The following is a 14,004-nucleotide window of genomic DNA, read 5'->3' as shown; positions in this document are numbered from 1 at the left end:
CCGGACCGGCCGCACCGGGCCGTCCGCTAGACGGAGGACGCGCGACGGACCACGTCGTCCGCGGGGAGGAACGCACCCGAGCGCTCGACCTCGTGCACGAGCTCCACGAGCAGCTGGTTGACCGGCGCCTCGCGCCCGAGGCGGTGCGCCGTGCGGACGACGGCGCCGGCCAGGTGGTCGATCTCGCTGGGAACCCCGCGCCGCACGCTCTGCAGCGTGGAGCCCGGATTGGGCACGTCGCCCATCCGGGTCGCCATCCGCCGGGGCAGCAGCTCGACCACGGGCAGCGGCGCCGCCGCCAGGGCGCGGATCCGGGCGTCGGAGAGACCCTGCAGCGCGCCGAAGCGGACGCCGGAGGCCAGGCCGGTCCGCGCCGCCTCCCGCATCGCCCGTGCGAGCAGCCGGCGCAGACCCGGGTGCGCGATCGTCTCCTGCACCGAGAGGCCGGTGATCGCGGGCAGCGCGTTGACCTCGTTGATCAGCAGCTTCGTCCACTGCGCCCCGAGGAAGTCGTCGGTGGTGGCGGTGGGCACCGCCTCGCCGAGGGTCGCGGCGGCGCGGCGGACGTCGTCGTCGGCCGGGCGGCCGGGGACGCCGAGCGTCGTCGTCGCCGGCGCGGTGACGGTGACGCGGCCGGGCTCGAGGTGGCTGGCCGCGAAGAGCGCGAGGGCGCCGACCAGGCGCGCGTCGCGGACCTGGCGGGCGGCGGCCTGCAGTCCGTCGAGCCCGTTCTGCACCACGACGAGGAGCGTTCCGTCGACGGTGCGCCGGTTCGCGCGGAGCGCGTCCTCGGCGTCCTGCGCCTTCGTGCAGAGCACGGCGAGATCGGGGACGAGGTCGAGCGTCTCGCCGCAGCGGACCCAGGCGGTGTGCTCGCCCCAGGCGCCGTCGAGGCGGAGGCCCTGCCGCCGGATCGCCGTCAGGTTCTCGCCCCGGGCGGTCACCTCGACGTCGTGTCCTGCGCGGTCCAGGAGGGCGGCGACGGTGCCGCCGACGGCGCCCGCTCCGAGTACGGCGATCCTCATCCGGACAGCCTAGAACCGCGGCGGGCGCGGTCCGTCCCGGGCGCGGGATCCCCGGGGCCGACTCCCGAACTGCGCGTGTATCCTCGCACCCGTGCTCGAGACTCCCAGCCCTTCTGCGGCGGCTCCGAACGGGATCCTCCTGCTGGACAAGCCGGGCGGGATCACCAGCCACGACCTCGTCTCGCGGACCCGCCGCCGCGCCGGAACACGCAAGGTCGGGCACGCGGGGACGCTCGATCCGATGGCGACCGGGCTGATGATCCTCGGCCTCGGCCCCTCGACCCGGCTCCTCACCTACCTGGTCGGTCTCGACAAGGAGTACGAGGCGACGATCCGCCTCGGCGCCGCCACGAGCACCGACGACCGCGAGGGCGAGACGCTGACGACCGCCGAACCGGGGGCCGCCGCGGCCCTCAGCGCCGACGCGGTCGACGCCGTGGTCGCGACCCTCACCGGAGCGATCGAGCAGATCCCGAGCGCCGTCAGCGCCATCAAGGTGGACGGCCGGCGCGCCTACGCCCGCGTGCGCGACGGCGAGGAGGTCGTGCTGCCGGCCCGGCCGGTCACGGTCAGCGCCTTCGACGTGCTCGAGCGGCGCGAGGCGGACGGCTTCCTCGACCTCGACGTCCGGGTCACCTGCTCCTCCGGCACCTACATCCGCGCGCTCGCCCGCGATCTCGGCGCCGAGCTCGGCGTCGGCGGGCACCTCACCGTGCTCCGCCGGACGGCCGTCGGGCCGTTCCGGGTCGCCGAGGCCGGCGTCATCGACGAGCTCGACGTCCCGGCGGCGCTGCTCTCGCCGACCGCCGTCGCGGGCGAGCTGTTCCCGCTCCTGCACCTCGACGCCGGCGAGGCGGTCGACCTCGCCAACGGCAAGCGGATCCCCGTGCCCGAGGCGTTCGCGGGGGCCAAGGGACTGCTCGCCGCTGTCGGTCCGGGCGAGCGCCTCATCGGACTCGCCGAGCGCCGCGGCGCCGCCCTGAAGAGCGTCGTCAACTTCCCCACCGAGGAGCTCCGGGTGGACGCGTCGTGATCGACTGGTTCACCACGCTCCAGGTCGGCGTCGCCGTCGCGGCCGGCCTGCTCTGCCTCGTGCTCGGGATGATCGGCCGGCGCCCCTCCGACGTCACGGTCGGGGCCACCGCGATCGTCGAGCTGCTGCTGATCGTCCAGCTCGCCGTCGCGATCGTCTCGCCGCTCGTCGGCAACCGGCCCTCGGGCAGCCTGCCCGAGTTCTACATCTACCTGGTCTCGGCGCTGATCCTGCCGCTCGCCGCCGGCTTCTGGGCGCTGATCGAGCGCAGCCGCTGGAGCACGGTCATCCTCGGCGTCGTCTGCCTCGCGATCGCCGTGATGGTCTACCGGATGCACCAGATCTGGTTCTTCCAGGCCGCCTGACGCTCCCGATCCCCGACCGAGGGGGAGAGGGCGCAGCGAGCGCCTACCATTGACCCTGCGATGTCGAACCAACCCAGCGATGCGCCCGGACGGGCGGCCCAGGACCCAGCTCTGCCGAACCCCGATCAGCGACCCGCCCGCTCGGCGCGGTCCCGCGGGATCGGCAGCCTCCTCGTGGTCGTCTACGGCATCCTCGCGCTCGCCGCGACGGGCCGCTCGGTGTTCCAGATCATCGACCGCTTCGACGAGGCGCCGCTCGCCTTCTCGCTCTCGGCGCTCTCCGCCGTCGTCTACATCCTCGCGACCATCGCCCTCGTGGCTCCCGGCCGCGTCTGGCAGCGCATCGCCTTCGTGACGATCACCTTCGAGCTGGTCGGCGTGCTCGTCGTCGGCGCGATCAGCGTGCTCGCGCCGCAGCTGCTCGGGCTCTCCAGCGCCGATCCGTTCGGCCGGCAGTCGACGGTCTGGGCGGCGTTCGGCGCCGGCTACCTGCTGATCCCGCTGGTGCTGCCGGTGCTCGGCCTGTGGTGGCTGCGGGTGCAGGGCCGGCGGTCCGCCGCGGGAACGGCGGCCTGATGCGCGTCGAGCAGCGTCCGGCCGACCTCACCGGCATCGGCCCGTCCGCGGTCACCATCGGCAAGTTCGACGGCGTGCACACCGGCCACCGCGCCGTGATCGACACCCTTCACGCCCGGGCGCGCGAGCGCGGGCTGGCCGCGGTCGTCGTGACCTTCGACCGCAACCCGCTCAGCGTGATCGCCCCGGAGAAGTGCCCGCCGGCGCTGGTCGGCAACGAGCAGAAGCTCGAGCTGCTGGCCGGGACGGGGATCGACGCGACCCTGCTCCTGGCCTTCGACGAGCGGTTCCGCTCGCTCACGGCCGAGGAGTTCGTCCAGCAGGTGCTCGTCGACGCCCTGGAGGCGCGCGTGGTGCTGGTCGGCTCCGACTTCCGCTTCGGTGCGCACGGCGCCGGCGACGTCGCGATGCTGCGGACGCTCGGCGAGACCCACGGCTTCGAGGTCGAGCTGATCGACGACGTGCGGCCCGAGCACGGCCGCCGCGTCTCCTCCACCTGGATCCGCGAGCTGCTCGCCGAGGGCGACGTCGAGCACGCGACCTGGCTGCTCGGCCACGAGCCGGTGGTGCGCGGCGTCGTCGTGCACGGCGCCAAGCGCGGGCGCGAGCTCGGCTTCCCGACCGCGAACCTCTCGCCCGAGTCGCAGGGGCTGATCCCGGCCGACGGCGTCTACGCGGGCCGCTTCGTGACCGAGGGCCGCAGCTACCCGGCCGCGATCTCGGTCGGCAGCAACCCGACCTTCGTCGGCGTGCCGCCCAAGCAGGTCGAGGCCTACCTGCTCGACGAGACCATCGACCTCTACGACCGCGTGGTCGACGTCGCCTTCGTCTCGCGCATCCGCGGCCAGGTGGCCTACGAGGGCGTCGAGCCGCTGATCCGCCAGATGAACGACGACGTCGAGAAGGTCCGCACGATCCTCGGCGCGGAGCGACCGGCCGGCTGACCCGGCGCGCGGGGAGGCCCTCCCTCGACCGTGACGGCGGCCCTAGCAGCGGCCGTGCCCGCGCACCAGCGGGAGAGCGCCCAGGGGCGTCGGCGTAGCGTGGCCGCATGAGCGAATCCTCACCCGCCCCGTCGCGCCCGCTGGCGCTCGTCACGGGGGCGACCGGCTACATCGGCGGCCGCCTCACCCCGCGCCTGCTCGAGGCCGGCTACCGCGTCCGCGTGCTGGTCCGCGACCCGCGCAAGCTCGCCGAGGTCCCGTGGGCCGGCGACGTCGAGGTCGCCCAGGGCGATCTCAGCGATCCGGAGTCGCTGGCCGCCGCCTTCGAGGGCGTCGGCGTCCTCTACTACCTCGTGCACTCGATGGGCTCCGGCGCCGACCACGCGCGCTTCGAGCAGGTCGAGAGCCGCGCCGCGACGAACGTGGCCGAGGCCGCAATCGCCGCCGGTGTCGAGCGGATCGTCTACCTCGGCGGTCTGCACCCCGATGTGGAGACGCTGTCGCCGCACCTGCGCTCGCGGGCCGAGGTCGGCCGCATCCTGATGGCCTCCGGCGTGCCGACGATCGCGCTGCAGGCCGGCGTCATCATCGGCTCCGGCTCGACCTCGTTCGAGATGGTGCGCCACCTCACCGACGTGCTGCCCTACATGCCGGCCCCGCAGTGGGTGCGCAACTTCATCCAGCCGATCGCCGTCCGCGACGTGATGCACTACCTGCTCGGCGCCGCCGCCCTCGAGGACGCGACGCTGAACCGCACCTTCGACATCGGCGGGCCGGACGTGCTCCGCTACGGCCAGATGATGAACGGCTACGCGGTCGAGGCGGGGCTCGCGCAGCGGCCGATCGCCTCGCTGCCGGTCTTCACGCCGTGGCTCGCCTCGCAGTGGGTCAACCTGGTGACGCCGATCCCGCGCTCGCTCGCGGTGCCGATCATCGCCTCGCTGCAGTACGACTGCGTCGTGCGCGAGGACGACATCCGCGGGCTGATCCCGGACCCCGAGGGCGGGCTGACGCCGTACCGCCGCTCGGTGCGCCTCGCGCTGGGCAAGATGCAGGCGGGCGAGATCGAGACCAGCTGGCAGAACGCCGAGGTCGTCGGCGCTCCCAGCGACCCGCTGCCGAGCGACCCGGAGTGGGCCGGCCACACGGTCTACGTCGACCTCAAGGTGCGCCGGACGGACGCCGACCCGGCGAAGCTCTGGCGGGTCATCGAGGGCATCGGCGGCACCAACGGCTGGTACTCGTTCCCGCTGGCCTGGGCGATCCGCGGCTGGATGGACAAGCTCGTCGGGGGAGTGGGCCTGCAGCGCGGGCGCCGCGACTCCGAGCGGCTGCACGCGGGCGACGCGCTGGACTTCTGGCGCGTCGAGGCGATCGAGCGGCCGACGCTGCTGCGCCTGCGCGCCGAGATGAAGGTGCCCGGCGGCGCCTGGCTGGAGATGCGCGCGGAGCCCGGTGAGGACGGCGGATCCGTCTACACGCAGCGTGCCGTCTTCTTCCCGCAGGGGCTCGGCGGGCGGCTCTACTGGTTCGCGATCCTGCCCTTCCACGGCGTGATCTTCAACGGGATGGCCAACCGCATCACGGCCACCGCCGCCGACCTCGCCGACGCCGGCGAGGAGCGCTCCCCTGGTGGGCGCGGGGCGCAGCGGTGACAATGGAGGGGTCCGCGGGCGGCGACGCCGCCTCGGACGCGAACGAGAGGAGCACGATGAGCGAACGATCGGACACGGACGCGGGGCGCGATCTCCAGCTGGGAAAGGTCGCCTTCATCGGCGACAGCATCATCCAGGGCGGGTCCTGGGACGAGTGGTTGACGGCGTCGACGGTCGTCGACGAGGGCATCGGCGGGGCGACCAGCGACGACGTGGTCGAGCGGCTGCCGGAGCTCGTCGAGGGGGCGCCCGACACGGTGGTCCTGCTCGTCGGGACGAACGACCTGGCCTACCACCGCACCACCGAGCACATCGTGCGCAACATCGAGACCATCGTCGCGACCTTCCGTCGTGACCTCCCCGACGTGCGGATCCTGGTGACGTCGATCCTGCCGCGCGCCCGCGAGTTCGGCGCGCAGATCCGCGAGGTCAACCGCCACCTCTGGCAGTTCGCGCCCACCGCGCACGCCGGCTACCTCGACCTCTGGCCGGTGCTCGCCGGCGAGGACGGCGCCCTGCTCGAGCAGTACTCGCCCGACGGCCTGCACCTCAACGAGGCCGGCTACGGCGCCTGGCGCGAGGCCCTCGGCCCGGCCCTGGACTCCGTGCTGCGGATGCCGCCGCGCACCCGGCCGATCACGCTGCCGTACGACGAGTTCGCGCGGCCGAAGACGGCGTAGCGCCTCGCCGTCGAGCAGTTCTGCGGAGCCGGAGGGAGCCGTGACCGAGGGGTCCGGCTCCCTCCGTCGTTCCACGGGCGCTCGAGAGAAAGCGCTCCGCCGGTCGGCTCTTCGGGGATCGATCAGCGGTTCTTGCCCGAGGCATAGGCGGCGACGGCACTGTCGATCGTGCACCCGGCCGGGTGCGGACGAGAGCCGGAGGCGCAGCATGAGCAGCACGATCGAGAACCAGGCACCGGGGACGGCCGAGTGGCCGCCGCCGACGGCGGGGACCGCGGCACCGAGCGCGTCGGAGCCGGCGCAGCCGCGGCAGCCGCTCTGGCGACGGCGCCGCGTCCGGTGGATCGCGCTCGCCGTCCTCGCCGGTCTGCTGCTGCTGGGCGGCGGCTTCGGGATCGGCTACGCCGTCGGAAACGCGGTCGGGTCCTCCGCCGTGAGCGGATTCGACCCGTCTCAGCGCGGCGGGATGCCGGACGGCGGCTTCCCCGGCGGCGGCGGGCCCGGGTCGTTCGGCGGCCAGGGGACCGGCACCGGGACGGACTCGGGGACGGACTCCGGTACCGGAGCGGGCACGGGCACCGGCGCCGCGACCGGGACGGCGAGCTAGGCGAGCGCCTCGCGGAAGGCGGCGAGCGCGTCGTCCGAGAAGAGCACGAAGCGGACCTCGTCGAGGGCGCCCGGGCCGTCCTCGGCGGCGGCGAGCCGGACGGAGTCGACGGCGATGCGGGCCGCGCTGGCCATCGGCCAGCCGTAGACGCCGGCGGAGACGGCGGGGAAGGCGACGGTCCGGGCGCCGAGGAAACGGGCGACGCGGATCGACTCGGTGTAGGCGGAGGCGAGGACGGCGGAGCGGTCGTCGCTCCGCGAGTACACGGGACCGACGGTGTGCACGACCCAGCGGGCGGGGAGGCGGCCGGCGGTGGTCGCGACCGCGGAGCCGGCGGGGAGTCCGTCGCGCAGCTCGCCCGCCCGGAGGCGCCGGCACTCCTCGAGGATCTCGGGGCCGCCCGCGCGGTGGATCGCGCCGTCGACCCCGCCGCCGCCGAGCAGCGACGAATTGGCGGCGTTGACGATCACGTCGACCTGTTCGCGGGTGATGTCGCCGCGGACGGCGGTGAGCGCGGTCACGAGCGGTTGTTGGAGAGCTCGAAGATCTTCACGAGCTCGGCGATGGCGGCCTCGCGCGCGTCGCCGCCCTCGTCGAACATCGCGGTGACGTGGGTGCGCAGGTGGTTCTCGACGATCAGCTTGTTCAGCGAGCCGAGCGACTTCTGGATGGCGAGCGACTGCGTGACGATGTCGACGCAGTAGTCCTCGTTCTCGATGGCCTTCTCGAGGCCGCGCATCTGGCCCGCCAGGATGCGGGCACGGTGCAGGGAGCGCTTCTTCAGATCCTCGATCACCCGCCCAGTTTACGCCCGGAGTACCGATACCCGGCGGGGGTATCCGTCCGCGAGACGACGCGGGCTGTGACCCATGAACACGTCGGCGACCGTCTCGCGTCGTCTCGATCGGCGTGCCGCGCTCGAGCGGACCCGTGCTGGGATGTGCCGGCCTGCCCCAACCCGGTTCGGGTCCGTTCGCTCACGAGCGGGGCCGCGGGCCATCGAGTCGACGCTGGATGGGGTCTGCGGGCGTATTCGCGCCCCGTCCGGGTCTCTTCGCTCGGGGTGAGGAGGCCGAGCGGACGGCTGACGGGGTCTTCGGGTGGGTCTGGCCCCGATTCGGGTCCGTTCGTGACGGCGCGGGGGTGTGAGTCTACGAGTGGACGCGTTCTGGGGCCCGTGGGTGGGCGTGCGCCCGGCTCGGGTCGGTTCGCGTGAGGGGGCGGGAGCCGAGCGGGACCGTGCGGGGTCCGGGGCGGAGCGGTCGTGCCCGCCCCGTACGATCGACGGGTGAACGCGAAGAAGTCCGGCCCCCCGCGCGGCGGCACGACCGCCCGCTACCCGTCCCGCTCGAGCGCGCGGATGGCGCTGGCGCCGGGGATCCTCGCAGCGATCATCCTGCTCGCGGGGCTCGCGCTGGTCGGCGGCGACGCGTACGACTTCGTGCGCTACCCGGTGGCGATCCTCGCGGCCGTGATCGGCTGGTTCGCCATCCAGGCGAAGGCGTACTACTGGCTGATCGGGCTCGCGCCGATCGTCGTGCTCTGGAACCCGGTGTTCCCGTTCTCCTTCCCCGACGCCGTCTGGTCCTCGCTCCACCTCGCCGCGGTCGGCGTCGTGGTCGCCGCGGGCCTGATCATCCGGGTGCGCGTCGCCGAGTGATCCCGCAGGCGCCGGACGCGCCCGCAGGCTTCGGATGCCGCCGATCCGGCGCTGAGGAGTAGACTCGTCGCGCACCCGCACGCCGGGGATGCTGCGACCGGGTCTCAGACCCGTTGCTCGGAGTTCCCGACGGCCACCGGGTGCATCGGTGCCCGTCTCGTCCCCGACGCGACGCGGCCAGTGCAACACACGCAGTGCAGGCAAGACACGCACAGCACGCAAGACACGCACAGTGCAATGCGACGGTAGAGCGCGGGAACCCCCTCCTCCGCCCCCGTCCACGTCGAGGAGGAGCATGGCTCGCAGCGGCCAGCGTCAGTCCGGTCAGTCGCGTCGTACGACGAGCGCGAGCCCGGGCACCCGCCCGCGTTCGCGTCCGCGCGGCGTCGACAACTCCGGGATCATCCCGATCCTCGCCCGCCGCGTGCGCGAGGTCGAGGCCAAGGCCCAGACCGGCAAGGTCGGGCCCACCAACCGGACGAAGTTCCTGGTGATCGCCCTGCTGATGCGCGAGGAGCGCAAGCGGGTGAAGACCGACACCGAGCTGAGCGACTCGCAGCGCGCGGAGGAGATGAAGCGCCTCGACGGCATCGCGACGATCCTCGCGAAGACCGCGGCGCGCGACACCAGCCTGATCGCCCTGCTCGAGTCGGAGGCCGGCATCACCGCGGCCGCGCAGAAGCTGCGCCGCGACTGGCTGCTGGAGGCCGGCGCCGAGCTGAGCCCCGACGAGCTGCTGATCGTGACCGAGCCGGAGCCCAAGCCGGAGGTGCCGGTCAACCAGGTCGTGCCGCCGTCGGTGCGCGCGCGCCAGCTCGCCAACCCCTTCCTCCCGCCGGACTTCTCGATCGCGAGCGCGCCCACGCCCGCCCGCCGTCGCCTCGACGACTGGGAGCTGCTCGGACCGCTGTTCAAGGCGTTCGAGTACGGCGCCGGCGGCCGCGCGGCGAGCATGGAGCTGCCCGAGCCGCCGAAGATCGACCGGGTCACCCCGCGCGGTCGCGACCTGATGCCGCACCAGGCCCGCTTCATCGAGGGCGCGCGCGAGGGGCACCGCAGCTTCCTGCTCGCCGACGAGCCGGGCCTCGGCAAGACGGCGCAGAGCCTGCTCGCCGCCTCCGTCACCGGCTCGTACCCGCTGCTGGCCGTCGTGCCCAACGTCGTGAAGATGAACTGGGCGCGCGAGGTCGAGCGCTGGACGCCGCAGCGCCGCGCCACCGTCATCCACGGCGACGGCGGCACGCTCGACGCCTTCGCCGACGTCGTCATCGTCAACTACGACATCCTCGACCGGCACATCGGCTGGCTCGGCAGCCTCGGCTTCCGCGGCATGGTCGTCGACGAGGCGCACTTCATCAAGAACCTCCGCTCGCAGCGCTCGCAGAGCGTGCTGGCGCTGGCCGCGAAGATCCGCGAGACGACGCCCGGGCACGACCCGCTGATGATCGCCCTCACCGGGACGCCGCTGATCAACGACGTGGACGACTTCCGCGCGATCTGGCGCTTCCTCGGCTGGATCGACGAGACCAAGCCGGGGCCCGAGCTGATGGGCCTGCTCGAGGACACCGGACTCACCCCGGCCGACACCGGCTTCTACCCGGAGGCGCGCGAGGCGGTCATCGACCTCGGCATCGTCCGGCGGAAGAAGATCGACGTCGCCGCCGACCTTCCCTCGAAGCGGATCGTCGACCTGCCGGTGGAGCTCGACGACGACCTCGGCCGCTCGATCCAGAAGGCGGAGCGCGAGCTCGGCGCCCGCATGCTGCAGCGCTACAAGGCCGTCACCGCGTCGATCACGCACGAGCTCGACGACGACGAGCGCGAGCGGTTCATCCGCATCGTCGCGCAGAGCGAGCTCGAGGAGTCGAAGTCGGCCAAGACCGGCGAGAACGTCTTCACGATGGTGCGCCGGATCGGCCAGGCCAAGGCGGCCCTCGCCGCCGACTACGCCTCGCAGCTGGCGCGCTCGGTCGGCAAGGTCGTCTTCTTCGCCAAGCACATCGACGTGATGGACCAGGCCGAGGACACCTTCGAGAAGCGCGATCTCACCTCCGTGTCGATCCGCGGCGACCAGACCGCGACGTTCCGCCAGGCGCAGATCGACGCGTTCAACGAGGACCCGGACGTCTCGGTCGCGGTCTGCTCGCTCACCGCGGCGGGCGTCGGCGTCAACCTGCAGGCGTCGTCCAACGTCGTCCTGGCCGAGCTGTCCTGGACCTCGGCCGAGCAGACGCAGGCGATCGACCGCGTGCACCGCATCGGCCAGGAGGAGCCGGTCACGGCCTGGCGCATCATCGCGGCGCACACGATCGACGCGAAGATCGCCGAGCTGATCGACGCGAAGGCCGGCCTCGCCGCCCGCGCGCTCGACGGCGCGGACGCCGAGGTCGCCTCGGCCGACACGGTTCAGCTGGACGCGCTCATGCACGTCCTCCGCGAGGCGATCGGCTGAGCGGAGCCGCGAAGAAGTCGCGCTCGAACACGCTCGAGCGCAGGAACGCGTCGCCCATGGCGGCGCGTTCCGCGTTCGTGCCGCGGACGGCGGCCGCCTCGGTGATCGCGATCGCGCGCTCGGTCGCGACGGCGAAGGCAGGATCCGCGTAGGTGACGAGCCAGTCCGCGTAGGGGTGCCCGGGCCGGTTCGCCGCGGCGAGGCGCTCGCCGATGTCCGCGTAGAGCCAGAAGCACGGCAGCAGCGCGGCGACGATCTCGCCGTAGCCGCCGCTGGCCCCGACGGCGAGCAGGTGGTCGACGTAGCCGCGAGTGACGGGGGAGGCCGTCGCCGTGCGCTCGCCGAGGCGGTCGCGGTGCAGCTGCGCCTCCGCCGCCAGGGCCGAGGCGGACGACTCCGCCCAGAAGACCTGCTCGGCGGTGCTCGGCGCGCGCTGCGCGGCGATCGCGAGGACCCGGGCGTACTCGGTGAGGTAGAGCGCGTCCTGCTCCAGGTACCACTCGAAGTCGTCGCGGTCGAGGGAGCCGTCGCCCAGCGCTGTCACGAAGGGCAGCGCGTCGATCTCGGCGCGGAGCTGCTCCGTCCCGGTCCACATCCGCTCGCAGAACGCGGGGGTGCGCAGGCGGTGGAAGTGGTCGATCGGACCGTTGCCCTCGCCGACCCGGAGCGCGTCGGCACCGCGGAGGGCGCCGTTCAGCCAGTCCTTCGCCTCGGTCAGCGCCTGGGCGAGCGCGTCAGGAGTCTTCTCGCCGCCGGCGAGGAGCGTCGCCATCGCGGAGGACAGCGAGCATCCGGTGCCGTGGGTGTTGCGGGTGGCGACACGCTCGCCCGGCACCTCGCGCACGCCGCCGTCCGCGGTGACGATCGCGTCCGGCGTCTCCGGGCCGTCGAGGTGCCCGCCCTTCACCAGGACCGCGGTGCCGAGATCGCGGGCGAGGGAGCGGGCCTGCCCGAGCGCGGCGGACCAGTCGGCGGCCGGCTCCGCTCCGGCGAGCACGGCCAGCTCGGGGAGGTTGGGCGTGACCAGGTCGGCACGGCGGACGAGCGCGCGGACCGCCTCCTCCGCCTCGGTGTCGAGCAGGCGGTGGCCGCTGGTGGCGACCATCACCGGGTCGACGACGACCAGCGGCGGGCGGACGTCGTCGAGCCAGGCGGCGATGACCGCGCCCAGCTCGGCGTTCGCGATCATGCCGATCTTCACCGCGTCGATCTCGACGTCGTCGCTGACCGCGTCGAGCTGCTCGCGGAGGAACGCGGCGGGCGGCAGGTGGATCGAGCGCACGCCGCGGGTGTTCTGCGCGACGAGCGCGGTGACCACGGCCATCCCGTAGCCGCCGAGCGCGCCGACCGACTTGAGGTCGGCCTGGATGCCCGCGCCGCCGGTGGGGTCGGTGCCGGCGATGCTGAGGACCCGGGGGATCGGGCGGGGCTGGGGGAGTGCGGCGCTCATCGGTCCCACTCCGCACGGAAGGCGCGGGCCGCGGACTCCGGATCGTCGGCCGCGCAGATCGCCGAGACGATCGCGAGACCGGCCGCACCGGCGCGGCGCAGGGCCGCGGCGTCGCCGGACGTGACGCCGCCGATGGCGACGCAGGGGAGCGGGGTCGCGGCGGCGAGGGCGGCGAAGCCGTCGATCCCGAGCGGGACCGGGTGATCGGGCTTGGTCGCCGTCGCCCGGATCACGCCGACGCCGAGGTAGTCGACGGTGCCGGCCGGCAGTGCGTGCGCGGCGGCGAGGTGGGCCGCGGTGTTCGCCGTCAGGCCGATCACCGCGTCGGCGCCGAGGATGCTCCGCGCGGCGAGGACGGGCAGGTCGGACTGGCCGACGTGCACGCCGTCGACGCGGGCGCCCGCCAGCCGGGCGGCGAGGACGACGTCGACGCGGTCGTCGACCAGCAGGGTCGTGTGCTCGTCGAGGACGGCGGCGACGGCGCAGGTGAGGGCGACGAGCTCGGCGGCGGTCGCCTCGTGGTCGCGGACCTGGACGACGCGGACGCCCCCCGCGACGGCCGGGGCGACGACGGCCGGGACGCCGCGCGGGCCGCAGAGGCGGGTGTCGGTGACGAGCTGGAGCGAGAGGTCGATCATGCGATCCGCGCTCCGCGCTCGACCTCGGCAGCGGTGAGCGCGGCGAGGGCGTCGAGGAGGCCGACCGCGAACGAGCCGGGGCCGGCGGAGGCGACTGCGGCCTGCTCGGCGGCGAGGCCCCAGACCACGGACGCGGCGACCGCGGCGCCGAGCGGGTCGGAGCCCGGCACGCCGAGGAAGGCGGCCATCACGGCACCGAGTGCGCAGCCGCCGCCGGTGACGCGGGTGAGCAGGGGATGCCCTCCGGTGACGCGGACGACGCGCTCGCCGTCGGTGAGCACGTCGACGGCTCCGGAGACGGCGACGACGGACCCCCAGCGGCGGGCGAGCGCGGTCGCGGCGTCGAGAGCCTCCTCCGGGCCGTCGACGGCGTCGACACCGCGACCGCCGGCACCGAGGCCGGCGAGGGCGAGGATCTCGGAGGCGTTGCCGCGGATGATCGCGGGCCGCGCCTCGAGCAGCTCCGCCGCGAGGGCGGTGCGCACGGGCAGCGGACCGACGGCGACCGGGTCGAGCACCCAGGGCGTCCCGGCCGCGCTCGCCGCCGCGACGGCCTCACGGGCGCCGTCGCGCTGCTCCGCGTGCGGGGTGCCGAGGTTCACCAGCGTCGCGGAGGCGATCCCGGCGAAGACGCCGGCCTCGCCGGGCAGATCGCACATCGCGGGGCTCGCGCCGAGCGCCAGCAGGCTGTTGGCGGTGAAGCCGGTGACCACCGCGTTGGTGATGCACTGCACGAGCGGCGCGGTGCGGCGCAGCTCGTCGAGGTGTCGGGCGACGGCCGCGCCGTCGAGGAGGGTCGGGTGGGCAGGCGTGCGAATGCTCATTCGCGACATCCCTTCGCTAGTACGAACTAGATCAGGTTCGACGGGTCTCATCTCAGCCCTGGTGGGCACCCCGTGTCACTGCCGACGACCCTAGC

Annotated in this window: 15 protein-coding genes and 1 riboswitch; of the genes, 9 read left to right on the top strand and 6 right to left on the bottom strand. The window is 73.9% G+C overall.

What is annotated here, in order from left to right:
- Positions 1–26: 26 nt before the first annotated feature.
- Complete coding sequence (locus tag HQQ86_RS02080) at positions 27–1,025, bottom strand: ketopantoate reductase family protein (RefSeq protein WP_173286074.1); 999 nt, start codon at positions 1,023–1,025, stop codon at positions 27–29.
- A gap of 91 nt (positions 1,026–1,116) precedes the next feature.
- On the opposite strand from HQQ86_RS02080, the gene truB reads away from it, so the two are divergent.
- The 7 genes from truB (at position 1,117) to HQQ86_RS02045 (ending at position 6,885) form a co-directional block, all read left to right on the top strand.
- Positions 1,117–2,058: a tRNA pseudouridine(55) synthase TruB gene (gene truB / locus HQQ86_RS02075; RefSeq protein WP_173286073.1), complete on the top strand. Its 942-nt coding sequence runs from the start codon at positions 1,117–1,119 to the stop codon at positions 2,056–2,058.
- Positions 2,055–2,423 carry a hypothetical protein gene (locus tag HQQ86_RS02070; protein ID WP_173286072.1) on the top strand — a complete coding sequence of 123 codons (369 nt, stop codon included), beginning with the start codon at positions 2,055–2,057 and terminating at the stop codon, positions 2,421–2,423. Before truB ends, HQQ86_RS02070 begins: the two co-directional genes overlap by 4 nt.
- A 60-nt stretch (positions 2,424–2,483) precedes the next feature.
- A complete protein-coding gene (locus tag HQQ86_RS02065; protein ID WP_254071770.1) occupies positions 2,484–2,999 on the top strand; it encodes a hypothetical protein in 516 nt (171 codons plus the stop codon).
- A complete protein-coding gene (locus HQQ86_RS02060; protein ID WP_173286071.1) occupies positions 2,999–3,943 on the top strand; it encodes a bifunctional riboflavin kinase/FAD synthetase in 945 nt (314 codons plus the stop codon). The genes HQQ86_RS02065 and HQQ86_RS02060 overlap by 1 nt, the downstream gene beginning before the upstream one ends.
- A gap of 107 nt (positions 3,944–4,050) precedes the next feature.
- Positions 4,051–5,598, top strand: coding sequence for an SDR family oxidoreductase (locus HQQ86_RS02055; protein WP_173286070.1), 1,548 nt, complete (start codon positions 4,051–4,053; stop codon positions 5,596–5,598).
- A gap of 56 nt (positions 5,599–5,654) precedes the next feature.
- Entirely contained in the window at positions 5,655–6,278 is a 624-nt protein-coding gene (locus HQQ86_RS02050) for a GDSL-type esterase/lipase family protein (RefSeq protein WP_159423135.1), read from the top strand.
- Positions 6,279–6,486: 208 nt separating this feature from the next.
- Positions 6,487–6,885 carry a hypothetical protein gene (locus HQQ86_RS02045; protein ID WP_173286069.1) on the top strand — a complete coding sequence of 133 codons (399 nt, stop codon included), beginning with the start codon at positions 6,487–6,489 and terminating at the stop codon, positions 6,883–6,885.
- On the opposite strand, the gene HQQ86_RS02040 is transcribed toward HQQ86_RS02045, so the two are convergent.
- Positions 6,882–7,406, bottom strand: coding sequence for an O-acetyl-ADP-ribose deacetylase (locus HQQ86_RS02040; protein ID WP_173286068.1), 525 nt, complete (start codon positions 7,404–7,406; stop codon positions 6,882–6,884). The genes HQQ86_RS02045 and HQQ86_RS02040 overlap by 4 nt on opposite strands.
- Positions 7,403–7,681, bottom strand: coding sequence for a metal-sensitive transcriptional regulator (locus HQQ86_RS02035; RefSeq protein WP_123445545.1), 279 nt, complete (start codon positions 7,679–7,681; stop codon positions 7,403–7,405). The genes HQQ86_RS02040 and HQQ86_RS02035 overlap by 4 nt, the downstream gene beginning before the upstream one ends.
- 492 nt (positions 7,682–8,173) lie before the next feature.
- Between HQQ86_RS02035 and HQQ86_RS02030 the strand changes: the two genes are divergently transcribed.
- Positions 8,174–8,545, top strand: a complete 372-nt coding sequence (locus HQQ86_RS02030; RefSeq protein WP_243839899.1) for a DUF6804 family protein — start codon at positions 8,174–8,176, stop codon at positions 8,543–8,545.
- 295 nt (positions 8,546–8,840) lie between these two features.
- Positions 8,841–10,997 carry a DEAD/DEAH box helicase gene (locus HQQ86_RS02025; RefSeq protein ID WP_173286067.1) on the top strand — a complete coding sequence of 719 codons (2,157 nt, stop codon included), beginning with the start codon at positions 8,841–8,843 and terminating at the stop codon, positions 10,995–10,997.
- Here the strand turns inward: HQQ86_RS02025 and thiD are convergent.
- The 3 genes from thiD to thiM form a co-directional block, all read right to left on the bottom strand.
- Positions 10,966–12,447, bottom strand: coding sequence for a bifunctional hydroxymethylpyrimidine kinase/phosphomethylpyrimidine kinase (gene thiD / locus HQQ86_RS02020; protein WP_173286066.1), 1,482 nt, complete (start codon positions 12,445–12,447; stop codon positions 10,966–10,968). The two genes, HQQ86_RS02025 and thiD, sit on opposite strands and share 32 nt — an antisense overlap.
- The gene (gene thiE / locus HQQ86_RS02015) at positions 12,444–13,085 is read right to left on the bottom strand and encodes a thiamine phosphate synthase (RefSeq protein ID WP_173286065.1); all 642 of its coding nucleotides are present in this window, start codon (positions 13,083–13,085) and stop codon (positions 12,444–12,446) included. Before thiE ends, thiD begins: the two co-directional genes overlap by 4 nt.
- The gene (gene thiM / locus HQQ86_RS02010; protein ID WP_173286064.1) at positions 13,082–13,909 is read right to left on the bottom strand and encodes a hydroxyethylthiazole kinase; all 828 of its coding nucleotides are present in this window, start codon (positions 13,907–13,909) and stop codon (positions 13,082–13,084) included. The genes thiE and thiM overlap by 4 nt, the downstream gene beginning before the upstream one ends.
- Positions 13,901–13,992: riboswitch (TPP riboswitch) on the bottom strand. (Overlaps the previous gene by 9 nt.)
- Between the last annotated feature and the right edge of the window lie 12 nt (positions 13,993–14,004).

The sequence above is a fragment of the Rathayibacter sp. VKM Ac-2857 genome (genome assembly GCF_013205025.1).
Classification (GTDB): Bacteria; Actinomycetota; Actinomycetes; order Actinomycetales; family Microbacteriaceae; genus Rathayibacter.
This window is presented reverse-complemented; position numbering and strand designations above follow the sequence as displayed.